At 61.7% G+C, this 15,411-nt stretch carries 17 protein-coding genes; 10 read left to right on the plus strand and 7 right to left on the minus strand.

Annotated elements, in window-relative coordinates:
• The first annotated feature begins 279 nt into the window (after positions 1–279).
• The 10 genes from I41_RS18300 (at position 280) to I41_RS18345 (ending at position 8,761) form a co-directional block, all read left to right on the plus strand.
• The gene (locus I41_RS18300; RefSeq protein WP_145434348.1) at positions 280–576 is read left to right on the plus strand and encodes an EsaB/YukD family protein; all 297 of its coding nucleotides are present in this window, start codon (positions 280–282) and stop codon (positions 574–576) included.
• A complete protein-coding gene (locus tag I41_RS18305) occupies positions 566–1,024 on the plus strand; it encodes a DUF4190 domain-containing protein (RefSeq protein ID WP_145434349.1) in 459 nt (152 codons plus the stop codon). Before I41_RS18300 ends, I41_RS18305 begins: the two co-directional genes overlap by 11 nt.
• Before the next feature lie 14 nt (positions 1,025–1,038).
• Entirely contained in the window at positions 1,039–2,235 is a 1,197-nt protein-coding gene (locus I41_RS18310) for a HesA/MoeB/ThiF family protein (protein WP_145434351.1), read from the plus strand.
• Complete coding sequence (locus I41_RS18315) at positions 2,232–3,437, plus strand: Mov34/MPN/PAD-1 family protein (RefSeq protein ID WP_145434353.1); 1,206 nt, start codon at positions 2,232–2,234, stop codon at positions 3,435–3,437. The genes I41_RS18310 and I41_RS18315 overlap by 4 nt, the downstream gene beginning before the upstream one ends.
• 59 nt (positions 3,438–3,496) lie before the next feature.
• Positions 3,497–4,564, plus strand: coding sequence for an FHA domain-containing protein (locus tag I41_RS18320; protein ID WP_145434355.1), 1,068 nt, complete (start codon positions 3,497–3,499; stop codon positions 4,562–4,564).
• 88 nt (positions 4,565–4,652) lie between these two features.
• Positions 4,653–5,195: a TFIIB-type zinc ribbon-containing protein gene (locus tag I41_RS18325; protein WP_145434357.1), complete on the plus strand. Its 543-nt coding sequence runs from the start codon at positions 4,653–4,655 to the stop codon at positions 5,193–5,195.
• Between the two features lie 40 nt (positions 5,196–5,235).
• Positions 5,236–5,940 carry an RING finger protein gene (locus I41_RS18330; protein WP_145434359.1) on the plus strand — a complete coding sequence of 235 codons (705 nt, stop codon included), beginning with the start codon at positions 5,236–5,238 and terminating at the stop codon, positions 5,938–5,940.
• Between the two features lie 60 nt (positions 5,941–6,000).
• Positions 6,001–7,383 carry a trypsin-like peptidase domain-containing protein gene (locus tag I41_RS18335; RefSeq protein ID WP_145434360.1) on the plus strand — a complete coding sequence of 461 codons (1,383 nt, stop codon included), beginning with the start codon at positions 6,001–6,003 and terminating at the stop codon, positions 7,381–7,383.
• Entirely contained in the window at positions 7,380–8,228 is an 849-nt protein-coding gene (locus I41_RS18340; RefSeq protein ID WP_145434362.1) for a ubiquitin-conjugating enzyme E2, read from the plus strand. Before I41_RS18335 ends, I41_RS18340 begins: the two co-directional genes overlap by 4 nt.
• 149 nt (positions 8,229–8,377) lie before the next feature.
• On the plus strand, positions 8,378–8,761 hold the full coding sequence (locus tag I41_RS18345; protein ID WP_145434364.1) for a DUF2752 domain-containing protein: 384 nt from the start codon (positions 8,378–8,380) through the stop codon (positions 8,759–8,761).
• Between the two features lie 136 nt (positions 8,762–8,897).
• Here I41_RS18345 and I41_RS18350 read toward each other — a convergent pair whose 3' ends face one another.
• The 7 genes from I41_RS18350 to I41_RS18380 all read right to left on the minus strand — a co-directional run bounded on the left by I41_RS18350 (position 8,898) and on the right by I41_RS18380 (position 15,231).
• Positions 8,898–9,893, minus strand: a complete 996-nt coding sequence (locus tag I41_RS18350) for a DUF1559 family PulG-like putative transporter (protein ID WP_145434366.1) — start codon at positions 9,891–9,893, stop codon at positions 8,898–8,900.
• Between the two features lie 47 nt (positions 9,894–9,940).
• The gene (locus tag I41_RS18355) at positions 9,941–10,408 is read right to left on the minus strand and encodes a hypothetical protein (protein WP_145434368.1); all 468 of its coding nucleotides are present in this window, start codon (positions 10,406–10,408) and stop codon (positions 9,941–9,943) included.
• A 375-nt stretch (positions 10,409–10,783) separates the two neighbouring features.
• A complete protein-coding gene (locus tag I41_RS18360) occupies positions 10,784–10,993 on the minus strand; it encodes a YezD family protein (RefSeq protein WP_145434370.1) in 210 nt (69 codons plus the stop codon).
• A gap of 53 nt (positions 10,994–11,046) precedes the next feature.
• Entirely contained in the window at positions 11,047–12,270 is a 1,224-nt protein-coding gene (locus I41_RS18365) for a sulfate/molybdate ABC transporter ATP-binding protein (RefSeq protein ID WP_246133697.1), read from the minus strand.
• Between the two features lie 42 nt (positions 12,271–12,312).
• Positions 12,313–13,221 (minus strand): sulfate ABC transporter permease subunit CysW, encoded by a 909-nt coding sequence (cysW, locus tag I41_RS18370; protein WP_145434372.1) that lies wholly within the window; start codon positions 13,219–13,221, stop codon positions 12,313–12,315.
• Entirely contained in the window at positions 13,221–14,060 is an 840-nt protein-coding gene (gene cysT, locus I41_RS18375; RefSeq protein ID WP_145434373.1) for a sulfate ABC transporter permease subunit CysT, read from the minus strand. The genes cysW and cysT overlap by 1 nt, the downstream gene beginning before the upstream one ends.
• Positions 14,061–14,142: 82 nt before the next feature.
• On the minus strand, positions 14,143–15,231 hold the full coding sequence (locus I41_RS18380) for a sulfate ABC transporter substrate-binding protein (protein ID WP_145434375.1): 1,089 nt from the start codon (positions 15,229–15,231) through the stop codon (positions 14,143–14,145).
• Positions 15,232–15,411: the final 180 nt, after the last annotated feature.

Below are 15,411 nucleotides of genomic sequence, written 5' to 3' on the forward strand. Positions count from 1 at the left end.
GCGCTGCTGTTCCGAGAGAAATCGACGACGATCTTCGTCCATGGTACCGAGGAAGGACCCTCGGGAGCAACGCGGCGTCGGCAAGCATTTATTGCCGGAGCGCCCCGGCAACGGCATGCATCAACGCTCAAAAACCAGCAAGAAGATTGGCAATCGCGCAGGTCGGCTGCGGGCTGGCTGCGCAAATCGGTAAGCTTCTCTAGGTTCCTGAGTGCTCGGCGGCTATAGTACACGCCGCTTCAAGGTCCGCTTCACCGGTTTTGACGTGCGCCGCTCGACATGAATGAGATCAAGATTGAGGTTTGGGACGCCACGGGCAACAAGCGGCAACTGGTCGAGGCGCCGACCGACGCCGAGGTCAATCGGCTGATCGCCGTGCTGATCGAGCGGATGAATCTGCCGCGGCACAGCCCCGACGGACAGATGATGAGCTACAAGTTTCATCACAAGAGCTCGGGGCGGCAGCTGCTCGATACGGACACACTGACGTCGGCCAACGTCAAGGAAGGCGATATCTTGCGTCTTCAGCCTGAAATCACCGCTGGCAGCCGCAGAGGGCCGACGATTGCAACCTGACTCGAACTCCCCCGAAGCGACGCCACTGGCGGAGGCGAAATCCTGTCCCTTCTGCGGCGAGACGATCATGGCGGTGGCGAAGAAGTGCCGCTACTGCCGGTCGTACCTCGACCCGAAGCTGGCGGCGGCAAACGCCTGGTCGCCAGCGAATCGGGCGGGAACTTCGTCGGCGACCGACCGCATGCTGATGCCGGTGGGGCGGCCGGCCTCGGCAATCGCGGCCGGATACCTTGGCTTGCTGGCAATGTTCCCGGTCGTCGGCATCTTGTTTGGATTCTTGGGCATTATCTGCGGAATCCTCGCACTCAAGGCGATTGGCGAGGATCCCGAACTCGCGGGCAAGGGACGGGCCTGGTTCGGCATCATCTCGGGCGGATTCTTTTGCGTGCTGTGGGTTTGCGTGCTGGCCGCGATTATCGCTGCGGAGTCACAGCGCGGTTCGTTCTAGGAGCGACGGAGAACATGAGCGAAGCGCTTCGTATCGACCCGCTAGCGAGCGAGGGGCGCTTCTCTCGGTTCGAACTGATCGGTTGGTGGGACCAGCGGCGATTGGCCAACGCCAAGGCCCTGGTCATCGGCGCCGGGGCGCTGGGCAATGAGATCATCAAGAATCTCGCGCTGTTGGGAATCGGCCAGATTCTGGTGGTCGACTTCGACAAGATAGAGCATTCGAACTTGTCGCGGTCGGTGCTCTATCGCGAACGCGATTGCGGCCGCCGCAAGGCCGACGCCGCGGCGGAGCGCGCCAAGGAGATTTATCCGCAGCTACGGATCGAGCCGCTCCACGCGAACGTCGTCTACGACCTCGGGCTGGGGCCCTATCGCTGGGCGGACGTCATTCTGGGCGGGCTCGACAACCGCGAAGCTCGGGTGGCGATCAATCGCGCCGCGGCGAAGGTCGGCAAACCGTGGATCGACGGGGCCATCGAGCGCCTCGACGGCGTGGCACGCGTGTTCGACCCGGCGGTCGGTCCGTGCTACGAATGCACGATGAGCGAGATCGATTGGAAAATGCTCGAGGCGCGGCGGAGTTGCGCGCTGCTGACGCGGGCCGAGATGGAAACGGGCAAGGTGCCGACGACGCCGACGACCTCGTCGGTAGTGGCGGGGATCCAGGTGCAGGAAGCCGTGAAAATGCTCCACGGCCTGGAAACGTTGTCGGGGCAAGGGTTCGTCTTCGACGGCACGTATCATCAAAGTTACGTGGTCAATTACACGCGGCTCGACGAGTGCCCCAGCCATGAGGCGATCGAGCCGGTGGTCGAGTTGCCTTGGAGCGTGGCTGCGACGAGGGCTGGGGAGCTATTGGCGCGGGCGGCGGCCGACCTTGGCCCAGGCGCGATCTTGGAGTTCAACCATGACCTGTTGGCGACGCTCACCTGCCCGGCGTGCGACCAATCCTGGGCCCACTTGGCGTCACTAGGCAAGGTGACCGAACGCGACGCAGTTTGTCCGAAATGCGGGGCGCCCAGCGCACCGGGCATGTATCATACGCTCGCCGCTGATTCGCCCTTGGCGGAACGGACGCTGGCGGAGCTTGGCGTGCCGGCGTGGGACGTCATCGGAGCACGGATCGGCGAGCGACAGATGCACTACGAGTTTGCCGGCGACCGGGCCGAACTGCTCGGTTCGCTGTTGCGCGAGGAGAGCCCAGCATGAGCACCATCGACGTCAGCGATTTGGCCCGCGAGGAACTCGCGACCGCGAAGTTTCCGGTCGAGTACAGGGCGCCGTTTCGGCTGTTCCTCGACCCCGACGTGCACCGCGGCATCCAGGCGCATGCGAAGGAAGACGCATCGGTGGAGATTTGCGGGGTGCTTGTCGGCCGTTGGGGTCGCGACGAGTTGGGCCCCTTCGCTGAAGTGACCGATTACATTCGCTGCGACAGCGCTTCGAGCAAGTTCGCCGAGGTGACGTTCACGCATGAGTCGTGGGCGCAGATCAATCAGCAGATGGACACGAAGTTCGTCGACAAGCGGATCATTGGCTGGTATCACTCGCACCCGGATTTCGGCATCTTTCTTTCGGACCGCGACTGCTTCATCCACGAACACTTCTTTTCGGGAGCGGGACAGGTGGCGTACGTTGTCGATCCCGTGCGTGATCTGGAAGGGGTGTTCGACTGGCAAGCGGGCAAACCAACGCCGATGTCGCACTACTGGGTCGGGTCGCAGATTCGCACGGTTGAGGCGAGCCAGCGCAATCCGGCGCGTGAAGCTGCAGCGCGCGCGGGCGGAGTTTCAGTAAGCCGTGCCGGCGAGGCGCCAGATGGGGCGCCGACTTCGATCGATCGTTCCTCGTTCGGCGCCACGACGAATCTGTTGGCATGGCTGGCGCTCTTCTTGCTGGGCTATATGCTCGCGGGGGCGCGTACGCGCTGGGAGCAGGAACGGTTGGTCGAAGGGACGGTCGCTCACTTCGGCGTGACAAAGATTCTGAAAGATGGCCTCGATCCAAGCCTTGCCAAAGTGCGGAGGAACTTGCAGGCGATCGGCGCTGAAACCAAAAAACTGCCGGCGCCGAACGCCACGCTTTCGGAAGAAGAGGCGGCTACGGCCCTGGAGCAGCAGCAAACGATCGCCGATAGCCTCGCGACGACGGAGCGGATGCTTGCGGACGTGCAATCTCAATTTGCGCTGTCCGCCGAAGAACGAGTCGCCCTGGCGAAGTTTATTCTGCAGAAGCAGGCCGAGGCGGCGGAAATGTTGACGCAGCAAGGCGCTTCCGCGACGTCAGCGAAGCCGAAGGAGCCGGCGGCAACGGGTCCAGCGGCCCTCCCGCCCGACAAGCCGGTCGACCCTCTGCCCGCAAAACCGGCGGCTGACGCCAAACCCGCCGCCGAGAACACTCCGTCGAAGTAGTCGGCGCGCCAACGACGCTGCCCAGAGATTCTGATTCACCGGTTCAACGCAGGTCCGCCATGGCCGATCCGATTCGCATCACGACTGCCGATCTGCAGCGTCCAGAGATTAGCGACTACGTCGAAATGCAGCGTTATCTGCAGCGCGACGTGGGCGAGATCGGTCGCCAGCCGTGGCTGATTCGCGTGATTTACGCGAATTGGTTTTATCTCTCGGTCGCTTCAGCGGTGGGCGGGCTCGTCGGCTGGGCCTGCCTCGAACCGTGGTACGACGACACTTCGACGATTGAAGAGGAGGCCGACGTCATTGGCCTGCTGATCTTTCCGATCGTCGCCGCTGGAATCGGGCTTTTTCTGGGAGCTGCGGAGGGGATTATTTGCCGCAATCCGCTTCGTGCGGTGCGCTGCGGCGCCGTGGGACTTGGCATCGGCTTCGTCGGCGGGCTGCTGACGATCATCCCCGCGGGTATTTTGTTCGCCGTGATGGCGGGCATTGCCATGAGCTTGTGGGAGAATCCTAGTGAAGGGGAGATGCCGACGGGATTGGCGCTGCTGGTGCTAATGATGGGGCGCGGCGCCGCCTGGGCGGTCGCAGGCATTCCCGCTGGCATCGGGCAGGGAATCGCCCTGCGTGAGAAGAAGGTGATGATCAATGGTTTGGTGGGCGGCGTATTAGGCGGACTCATTGGCGGTCTGCTCTTCGATCCGATCTCGCTCGTGTTGATTGCTGACGACGGTCAGGCCACGTATAGTCGCGCGGTCGGATTCGCCACCATTGGGCTGTTCGTCGGCTTGTTCGTTGGTCTGGTCGAGGGCTGGACAAAGACGGCATGGTTGCTCATGCGCAAAGGTCCGCTCGCCGGCAAGCAGTTCATCATGTTCAAGGATACGACGGTTCTCGGCAGCTCGCCGAAGGCCGATATCTATCTCTTCAAAGACGACGCCATCGAGCCGCGGCATGCGCTGATCACCAATCGGGGCGGCCGTTTCGAGATCGAGGATTGCAACACCCCCGACGGCACCTATGTGAATGGAATACCCGTCACACGCACAGTTCTTCGTGACGGCGACAAGATCGTACTCGGCAAAACAGTGCTTGAGTTTTCTGTGAAAGAGTCATCCGCCTAGAGCCTATTCAGCTCCCAGGCTTCGTCGATCTGTTTGACTACGTTGATCAGAGCCGCCCAAATTCCCATCGCCGCCGGAGACCCAAACCGTGCCGATTCAAGTTACTTGCCCGAGTTGCCAGACCACGCTGAAGACCGCCGACTCCTCGGCCGGCAAGCGGGCCAAGTGCCCCAAGTGTGGAGGGATCATCGAAATTCCGGCCGCGCCGCCGGCGCCGGCCGATGATGAGTACGCTCTCGAAGCGGAGCACAACCCGCTGGCTGGCTTTTCTGACGAGGAGCTTTCGAACGGACCGGCGACTCCCGCGGCCAGCGATCGGAAACCGTGCCCCGCCTGCGGTGAAATGATCGTTCGCGACGCCGTGAAGTGCCGTTTTTGCGGCGAGGTGTTTGATCCCGTCCTGAAGAAACAGGAGCAAAAAGCGCGACAAGCCACCGGCGAGGGCGCCGACATGACTACGGGCGATTGGGTCGTTGCGATTCTCTGCTCAGGCATCGGTTGCATCGCCGGCATCATTTGGATGATCCAAGGTAAGCCGAAGGGCAAGAAGATGTTGCTCGTTTCGCTGGCAGTCCAGGGGTTTTGGTTGATCATTCAGGTATTGGCAGCAATCGGCGGTGCGGGCAGATAGCTCAAGGCGTCGCAAAGGCGTGAGGGACGGCGGGACGACGATGTCGGAGAAGATCATCACGTGCGACTGCGGAGCGAAAGTCCGGCTGCCGGCCGAATCGGCAAGCCGGGCGTTTCGCTGCCCGCAATGCAAAACTCCACTGGCGCTAACGGTCGACTCGCTGGTATTGGCGACGACTTCCGTCTCCGCAGGACATGCGTCGATCTGCCCGATCTGTCAGTCGCCCATCGCCGCTGGCGAACCATGCGTCACCTGCCCGGGTTGCGATTTGATCCATCATCGCGAGTGCTGGGCCGAGATTGGCGGGTGCGGAACGTTCGGCTGCAAACAGGCGCCCGCGGTGGACAAGTCGGAGCAATCGGCGCCGGCGCCATTAACGGCTTGGGGAGATACGAAGCGTTGCCCGGCGTGCGGCGAGACTATCAAGTCGATCGCATTGCGCTGCCGTTTTTGCCAAACCGAGTTTCGTTCGGTCGACCCGATGTCGGCCGCCGATCTCCGCGTGCAAGCAATCGAAGGAGATCAGCTCTCCTCGATGCGGCAAAGCGTCGTGGCGTTGTTCGTCGTCGCGTTGATTGGCGCCTGCGCCCCGCTGATCGCCCTGATTTCGGCGTTTTACCTCATTCCCAAACGACGGCAACTCGCGAAGTGCGGGCCGCTGTATATGATCATGGGTTGGACGGCGCTGGGGCTTTCATGCGCTTACACGCTGCTGATGCTGGTCCTTTTTGTTGCGAAGAGTTGACGGCCTACCTTGCGACCGGCAGGGGTGGCGGGCGACGTTGAGTGAATGTAGAGATTTGTCGTGAGCGAAACGAACCCCATTCTTCGACTAGCCGGCGAGCGAGAAGCGGGAGCACTCTGCGCTCATTGCGGCCGCGAATTGCACCTCGCTGAGGTGGCGGCGGTTTGCGCCAAGTGCGGCGCCGTCCATCATCAAGCCTGTTGGGAGTCGGCCAGCGCCTGCGGTTCTTACGAGTGCGCACGGTCAGGTACATATGCGAAACCGCGCGGGCTGGAAAAGATTACCGTCTCGCACGCCGACCTCGCCGCCGCCACGCCGCTGCCGCCGCCGATTCAGCATAAAGTTTACGAACCGGCGCCCGAACCGCCGCCGCGGTGGAATCGAGTCGCGGTGTGGGCCTTCGGACTCGCGCTGATTGGAATTCCACTGTTCGGATTGGTGACTGGCATCGTGGCAATCGTGGTCGCGTGCATTGCGCTGGTCGGTCATACGGCCAATCGCAAGGGGATGCCGCTGGCGGTGGGCGCGATTCTCATCGGCTTGGTCGACGTCGTCGGCTGGTCGGTGGCGCTGTCGAACTATTACGGCAGCGTCGGGGGCGGCATTGTCGCGCTCAGTGAGTTTTCGATCGATCCGGAATCGCTCAACGAGTTGCCGGAGCGGATCTCGCGGGCGATGCGGGCGAACGTGTTAATTCAAGCGAATTTTGGCATCGGGCGGCAGGGGCTTGGGTCTGGCGTGATTCTGAAGATTCACGACGGCGCCGCCTACATCGTCACCAACCGTCACGTCGTCGACGAGAACTTCAGCGAAGATCATGGGGCGGCCGATGCGCAGGCCGATCTCGGGGACATGGCCGACTTGAATGTGTTGACGGTCGAGCAGTCGTTTGGCCCGGCCAAGGTGGAATGGGTGGCGCCGCACGGCGTTGACCTCGCGATCATCGTCATGCCGCTGCTCGGGGCCGTCGACGAACTGCAAGAGGCGGTGTGGGACGGCAAGGAGACGCCGCACATCGGCGAAGCGGTCTTTGCCGTCGGCAATCCGCATGGGCTTGGTTGGACTCACTCGTCGGGGAGCATCTCGCAGGTCCGCCGCCGTGAGCAGGGCGCCTTTAGTTTTCGCGTTTTGCAAAGCACAGCGCCGATCAATCCGGGCAACAGCGGCGGCGGGCTGTATGACGTCGACGGCAAGCTGATCGGCATCAATACGATGACCGGCGATAAGCGCTTCGCCGAAGGGCTTGGGTTCGCCATCGCCTTTCCCACCCTGTTGGAATTGATTCCCCAGAAGTTCGGCATCGAAGAGGTGAATGCGTCGCCCGTTGCGGTTAGCGACGTCGAGGCGGCCCGCAAAGAGAACGATGGTTCAGCGGCGCCTGCCCTATCGGCTGACCGACAGCCAGCGGACGACGCAACGCCGAGTGAGGAGAAAAGCGAATGAGCGCCGTGCGTCTGCGTCGATTGAAAGCCGACTACGACCGGCTGAGCGACTATGTCCGTCGTCACCCGCGGCTCAAGCTGATTCAGGTCGAAGGGGACCCTCCCGAGCGTTATCAACTGGAAATGCAGATCAAAAGCATCCGCATGACCGGCGGCGAATTGCAGCCCGTGCAGAGCCACTTGGTGGAAATCGCGTTGCCGCTCGCTTATCCGCGGACGCCGCCCCAGTGCCGGATGCTTTCGCCCGTATTTCATCCGAACATCGCTCCGCACGCGATTTGCGTCGGCGACCATTGGGGCGCGGGGGAATCGCTGCAGTCGATTGTCGCCCGCATTGGCGAGATGCTGGCGTACCAAAGCTACAATGTGAAGAGCCCGCTCAACGGCGAAGCGGCGCGGTGGGTCGAGGAAAACAAGGATCGCTTGCCGTTGGACCGCGTCAGCCTGCTAGTGGAGGAAGACACGGCGGGCGCTGCGCCCAGTGAACCGCCACCGACGACGCTAACGCCGGCGGCGGCGGCGCGCGTCGCAGCAGTCCCTAAGCCAACGCCCGCGACGCGGCCGGCGGCGCCGGCGACTGTGGAGTTTTTCCAAAAGCCCACCGTGCCGACCGGCGCAGCGTTGCCGCCCTCGCGCCCGGCCGTGCTCCCGGTTGTCGCGGAGCAACCGGTCGCCGCGCCAATGCCGATGTCAATGCCCAAAGCGGCGCCGTCGCCCAAGACGACGGAGACGGAGACCGTACTGATTGCCTGTCCGCAATGCGGAGCCGAGTATCGCGTGAGCCAAGGTTCGGCCGGCCGTCGCGTGCGCTGTCGGAAATGCTTGCACATCTTCTCGGCAGGCTAATCGTGACGTCCCCCTCATCACGCCCGGCCGAGCTCATTGCCGCGTTAGACGGCGACAACGTGGATTCCGCCGTTGTTTTCGAGATTGCCGACGATGACGCAGCCGCCGCGACTCGACGGCGGGTCCAGTTACGCGACCACCATGGGACGATGCTGGGCGTGTGCCTCGCGGTGATCGTGCTCTCGTTCGCGCTGCAACTGAATGCGGAAGGCCGCGTCCGCGCTTCTTGGCTGCCATTTGATTCCCTGCCTCCGCTGTGCGGCAGCCGGGCGCTGTTCGGCGTCGCCTGCCCGGGGTGCGGGCTGACGCGCAGCTTTGTGGCGCTTGCTGCCGGGGATTTCGCGGAGTCGTTTCGGCTGCATCGGCTCGGCTGGCTAATGGCGCTCGCGGTGGCGTTGCAGATTCCCTATCGCACGTGGCGTCTGCACGAACTGCGCCGGGGCGTGATCTCTGAAAGCAGGTGGCCCCTCTGGTTTGGTCGCGCGTTGATCGCCGCACTGATCGCGAACTGGGGCGTCTCGTTCTTTCTCTAGCCGGCGCTTCCGACGCTCCAGGGACGTCCGGCGCATGAAAAAAGGCCCGACTTCCGGGTAGGAAAGTCGGGCCTCCGGATGGGTCGAACGAACCGGCTGCCCCTTCTGCCGTTACGGCCCCTCTTGCTGGTTCCCTCTATTGCAGGCTCGGCGTCAATTCCTCGCCAGCGCGAGTCACCAGTCGGGCGTACTCGCGAATGTCGATACTCTCGTTGATGTTACGCACCGAGCCGTCGCCGAACAGGTGATTGGCGCCGCCGGCGTGGAAGGCGTAGGGGGCACTGGTTCCGAAAGTGTTGAGCCACGGATGGGGGTAGCTAGAAGCGACGATATCTAAGCCGTTCGCGCCATTAATTGCCGTCGTTCCGACATCGGTGGCGCCGTCCGCCGTCAGACCGAAGACAACGATGTCGGATGCCGGGCGGCACCAGCCGCCGCCATTGACGCGAGCGGCTACCGGGTCGCTGCTGACCTGAATGCTCTTGCGGAACAGATAGGGGCGGCCCGCCGACTCCGCGAACAGAATCGTGTTGGAGAGTCCATCAGTCACGTCTTTGAAGCTTGCCGCCGTGTTGTTATATTCCATAATGCCGGGGTAGTTGCCGTCGACGTTCGTCGTACCAACGAGGTCGACGAGATTGGCGTCAGCGAGCCGCTTGCTGACCCACACCGTCGGCGAGTAGTCGGTAGGCGACGACACAACCGGATCCCACGGGCTGATTTCGGGCAGGCCGTCGAGTTGGGCGATGTCAATCGGCGAGGAAGGGCAGTGAAGAGTCGGCAGCGGCGTGTTGACTGCCGTGCGATTGAGCGGGTCGCCCCAGTTCTTCGTCAGGTCGAACTGCTTGCGAATGGTGCCATTTTCCATGTAATCAAGCAGGTGAGTGATCGCCGCAATACGGGGCGCCGTGGTGAGTCCGACGGGACGAGCGCTAACGGGCACTTTCTTCCGTGCATCGTGATGGTTTTGAACCGTGAGACCGACCTGCTTGAGATTGTTGATGCACTGGGCGCGACGAGCGGCTTCGCGAGCGGCCTGTACGGCCGGTAGCAGCAGGGCGACGAGCACGCCGATGATGGCGATCACCACCAGCAATTCGACAAGCGTAAACGCTGAACGTTGGCGAGACATGAGAATTCCCTCTTAAAAAAATGGATGAATGTTCGATCGTGGAGCCGCTACAGTGCGATGGCGGGCAAATCGTTCTCGCCCGGTTTGATGCTCACGACTAAGTCGGAAGTGTTGGGGTTCGCGTACTTTGCCGGAATGACGTTCGGTCCGGAGACGATGTCGGGCCCGTTCTTGATCGGCTTGTACCACAGCACCGTGACGGTGTAGTCGCCCTCGGGCGCGCCGTCCGCGGTGACGTAGGTCGACACTTTGAAAGCGCCATCCTTTTCGACATTTGCCCGGGGGTTTGGCGTTCCTGCGATCGGCGCCTTCGGGTGAAGCGCGACGAGGGCCCCCGATATCGGTTCGCCTTTGAACGTGATGATTCCCTTAGCGGGAAACACCGGCGTACGCTCGGGCTTCGCCTCCGCACAGCCGACCAGCGAGACCGACAGCAATGCCGTTCCCAAAAGTCCCACGCCATGCCGCCTTATCGGGCCGCTGACGCTTCTCGTCTTGCAACACTCCAGATTCATTTCTGTGGGTCCTTCAAAAATCGCTTCGATACGAGACTTCATTAACCAACTTGCAGGACTGTCAGCAATTAGTGGCGCGAATGAAGCTCGACTAGATCGAGTTCGCGGCAGTTACTGCAGTCGCCAGGAAACCGGATCAAGGCGTTCGGTACAGCGCCGAACGCTTCATAAAAGACGAAGGCGCGAGCATGACGGATTCTCGTCGAGCTCAGGAGCCTCCGGTGATTCCGGTAGGTATGAGCGGAGTGGCGTGGGCCAGGCAGAGCCTCTCGGGGAGGAGTCGGGCGTCTGCTGGCAGGTCGGGCTACTGTCGCCCCGCCGCGAGGGTCGCCCGCGGCAAACATGGAACTTTATTCGGGTAGCGTTAAGGTAGCATTAAGTTTGTGCGTTTTCGCTCGCTTCACGGCGGTTGCGCAGCCGGCGCTTCTCGGTCTTGTCGATTTGGATAATGACGCCGTCCTGGACGACGATCGTCACTGAGCCGAACCGCATTCCGCGGAGCGACGCCGCGACCTCGCGGAGTTCGTCGTCGGTCGGCAGGCGACTAGCGTTGGCGCCGGGCGGCGTGGCGGGTGCCTGGCTCATGGCAATGGTCTTCCGTGAAAAATTGGCGGCAGCGTGAAGTCCGGTAGTCTGGCTCATTGGGATTCACTCGGTACGAAGACGCGGGCGTTTTTGGGATACAAGTGAACGGTTTCGCCTTCCTGCAAGGCGAGCTGCGCGAACTCGTCGAGGGGCAGTTCCACCAGCACGCTCGCGGCGTCTTCCGTTTCGAGGAAGACGCGGGCGACGGCGCCGGCGGAATGAGTGCGGGTAATGCGGGCCGGAAAGCTTGGCTTGCCATTCGACGCGCGGCGAATCTCAAACTCATGAGGCCGCATATAAACGGTGGCGGGCTGTTCGTGCTCGCCGCTGTAGTGGGGATAATCGACGGTCAGGTCGCCGAGCGTCGCCTTGCCGCGTTGAACGCGACCGTGGAAGACGTTCACTTGACCGAGGAACTCCATGACGAACTGCGTCTTGGCACTGTGGAAGACCTCGTCGGGGGATCCCTCCTGTTCGATCTTGGAGTTATTCATCACAACCACGCGGTCGGCGACCTCGAGCGCCTCTTCCTGGTCGTGCGTGACGAGCACGCTGGTGATGTGAATCTCCTCGTGCAGCCGGCGAAGCCACGCCCGCAGCCCCTTGCGGACCTGCGCGTCGAGGGCCCCGAACGGCTCGTCGAGGAGCAGCACTTTGGGTTCCACGGCCAAGGCGCGGGCCAGCGCGACGCGCTGCCGCTGGCCGCCCGAGAGCTGCGAGGGATACCGTTTGCTGAACTGGGCCAGTTGCACCAGCGACAGCAGTCGTTCGACGCGGTCTCGAATCTCTTCCTTCGAAGGGCGAGTCGATTTGTGTCTCACCCGCAACCCGAAGGCGACATTCTCGAACACGGTCATGTGACGAAACAAGGCGTAATGTTGGAAGACGAAGCCGACCTGACGTTCGCCGACGGCGCGACGCGAGACGTCTTCGTCATAGAAGCGAATCGACGTGCCCGGGTTCGGGTCGGGAGCTTCGAGTCCAGCGATAATTCTGAGCAGCGTCGTCTTGCCGGACCCTGACGGACCGAGCAGGGCCACCAATTCGCCGTCGTTGATCTTCAAGCTGACGTCGTCGAGGGCGCGGAAGGTGCCGAAAGTTTTTGAGATATGCTGAACGTCGATGCTCATGGTGGTGCTGTCCTGCTCCTGTTGGCGCTCGGATTTTTGGGATGGAATGTTGCTGTTGCGGACGTTCGATCCAGGTTCGTCGAAAAACGAACCCGACTGAGGGGCTTTGCTGGCCAGCACGGCATGTTGTGTTTGCAAACTCGCCATCGTGAACGTCCCTCGTCCGCTGCTCAAAATTGCAGCGACGAACTACACGCTTCTGGAGGCCTCTTCGAGGTCGCGTTGGATACGCCACTCGAGCGTCGTCTTCAACACAAGCGTCACCAGGGCCAGTAAAGTCAGCAGCGACGCCACGGCAAACGCCGCGACGAAGTTGTACTCGTTGTAAAGCACCTCGATGTGCAGCGGCAGCGTGTTGGTCTTGCCGCGAATGTGTCCTGACACGACTGACACGGCGCCGAACTCGCCCATGGCGCGGGCCGTGCTAAGGATCACGCCGTAGAGCAGGGCCCATTTCACGTTGGGCAGCGTCACGCGGAAGAACGTTTGCCAGCCGTTGGCGCCGAGCGAAATCGCCGCTTGCTCCTCTTCACTCCCTTGCTCCTGCATCAGCGGAATCAATTCCCGCGCGACGAAGGGAAAGGTGACGAAGATTGTCGCGAGCACAATTCCGGGCACGGCAAAAATGATCTGAATGTCGTTAGTGGCCAGCCACGGACCGAGCCATCCGGTCATGCCAAACAACAAAACGTAAATCAGTCCCGAAACGACCGGCGACACCGCAAAAGGGAGATCAATCAGCGTGATCAACAAACTCTTGCCGCGAAAGTCGAACTTCGCGATCGCCCACGAGGCGGCGACGCCGAAGATCAAGTTCGCTGGCACTGAAATTCCAGTGGCGAGAAAGGTCAGCCTGACGGCGGCCCAGAAGTTGGCGTTGTCGAAGCTGGCGAAATAGGCTTCCCAACCTTTCCGCAACGCTTCCGCGAAGATCGCCGCTAGTGGAACGAACAGCACGAGCGTCAGAAACAGCAGCGTCGATCCGACCAGTAGCCAACGGACCCAGGTTGACTCTTCGGTCGCCGTTCGCAGCCGAGGACCGGCAACTTGCCAAGACTCTGGCGATTCGAGCGTGACGGGCAGCGCGGGGGCGTCCATTAGAGGGCCCCCTGAAACCGGCGACCGGCAAAATGTTGCAGTAAGTTGATGGCCAGCAGTAACCCGAACGACACAGTTAGCATGACCACCGAAATCGCGGCGGCCCCCGCGGTGTCGTATTGCTCGAGCTTCGAGATGATCAGCAGCGAGGTAATTTCGGTCCGCATCGGCATGTTGCCGGAGATAAACACGACCGAACCGTACTCCCCGATCGCCCGTGCCAAGGAGAGGGCAAAACCGGTCAGCAGCGCGGGGAGAATGGTCGGGATGATCACGCGCGTGAAGGTCTGGAACCGATTGGCGCCAAGGCTCGCGGCCGCTTCTTCGCTCTCGCGCTCCAAATCGGCCAGCGCAGGCTGCAGGGTTCGCACGACGAACGGCAGCCCGATGAACACGAGTGCCAGCGTAATGCCGAGCGGCGTGTAGGCGACCTTAATTCCCAGCGGTTCGAGGTACTGTCCGAACCAGCCGTGCGACGAATAAACGGCGGTGAGTGCAATGCCCGACACGGCGGTGGGCAGCGCAAACGGCAGATCGATCATCGCATCGATGATCCGCTTGCCGGGAAACTGATAACGAACCAGGGTCCAAGCGACGACGAATCCGAAGACGGCGTTGACCGCGGCCGCGACCAGCGAAGCGCCGAACGTCAGCTTGTAGGAAGCAACGACCCGCGGACCGGAAACCGCCTTCCAGAAGTCGGCCCAGCCGAGGCCGGCCGATTTCAGAAAGAGTGCAGCGAGCGGCACCAACACGATCAGGCTCAGGTAGGTCACCGTGTAGCCCATCGTGATCCCGAAGCCGGGAAGCACTTGTCGTTTAGCGAAATTCTTGGACATGGGGAGTGTCGTTTCTCATCGTCGCCGCGTTCCCTGGCAAGCTCCGAGCCGCCCATGACGCTGCGCGCGTGGTTCGCTGCCGCTATTTGCTGCTCGCGATTTCTTCCTGAATGACGTCGAAAATCCCGCCATCATTAAAGTGCTTGGCTTGAGCTTCGGGCCAACCGCCGAAGACCTCGTCGACGTTAAACATCTCGATCTCAGCAAACCGTTTCAGATCTTCCGGGTCGGCTTGTTCCTTCAAGCTCGGGCGGTAGAAATGCTTCGCCGCCAGGCGCTGTCCGGCAGGCGAATAAAGGTACTTTAGGTAGGCTTCGGCGACTTCTTGAGCGCCGTGGGCTGCGGCGTTCTTATCGACGACCGTTACCGGCGGTTCCGCCAAAATGCTGACGGAGGGGACGACGATTTCGAACTTCTCGGCGCCCAATTCCTTGAGGGCGAGCAACGCTTCGTTTTCCCAAGTGATCAGAACGTCGCCCTGCTCGCGCTGAACGAACGTAGTGGTCGAATCGCGGGCACCCGAACCAAGCACCGGGACATGCTCGTAGAGCTTCTTCACGAAGTCGCGGGCCTTCTGTTCGTCATTGCCGAACTTCTTGAGCGCGTAGCCCCACGCACCCAGATAGTTGTAGCGAGCGCCGCCAGAGGTCTTCGGATTCGGCGTGATCACCTCAACGCCGTCTCGCACGAGGTCGTCCCAATCCTTGATCTGCTTGGGGTTGCCCGCGCGGACGAGGAAGACGATTGTCGAGGTGTAAGGGCAGCTGTTGTTGTCGAGCCGCTTCTGCCAGTCCTTGGGAAACAGCCCCGTCAGCTCAGCAATTTGATCGATGTCGTAGGCAATCGCGAGCGTGACGACGTCGGCTTTCAGGCCGTCGATGACGGCACGAGCTTGTTTCCCCGCGCCGCCGTGCGACTGCTCGATCGTCACCGGCGTGCCCGTCTCCTCTTGGTAGTGCTTCGCGAAATCGGAGTTGAACTCTTCATAAAGTTCGCGCGTCGGGTCATAGGAGACGTTCAGCAGCGTCACCGGGGTCTTCGACCCACTGGCGGACGAAGCGGCAGCCGGCGCTCCCGATTTATTGGCGGCCGTCGACGACCCGCAGCCCCCAACGAGCGGCAGCAGGGCCAGAAGCAAAGTAAAAGCAGAAAAACTTGAGATCGATTTCATATGGGCGCCGGGGTTGCGATTGGGGGTTAGCCCCGTCTAAGCACGTTAGGTGCCAAGAGCCATACGATCGTCATAACTCCATGCAATTATAGATCTTACTGATACCGCCACGGTGTCGAGACCACGAAGGCCGTGATATTACACAGGACTTGTCCGTGAGATATAATGGAATGTCAGCTT

The sequence above is a fragment of the Lacipirellula limnantheis genome (genome assembly GCF_007746075.1).
In the GTDB taxonomy this organism is placed as follows: Bacteria; Planctomycetota; Planctomycetia; order Pirellulales; family Lacipirellulaceae; genus Lacipirellula; species Lacipirellula limnantheis.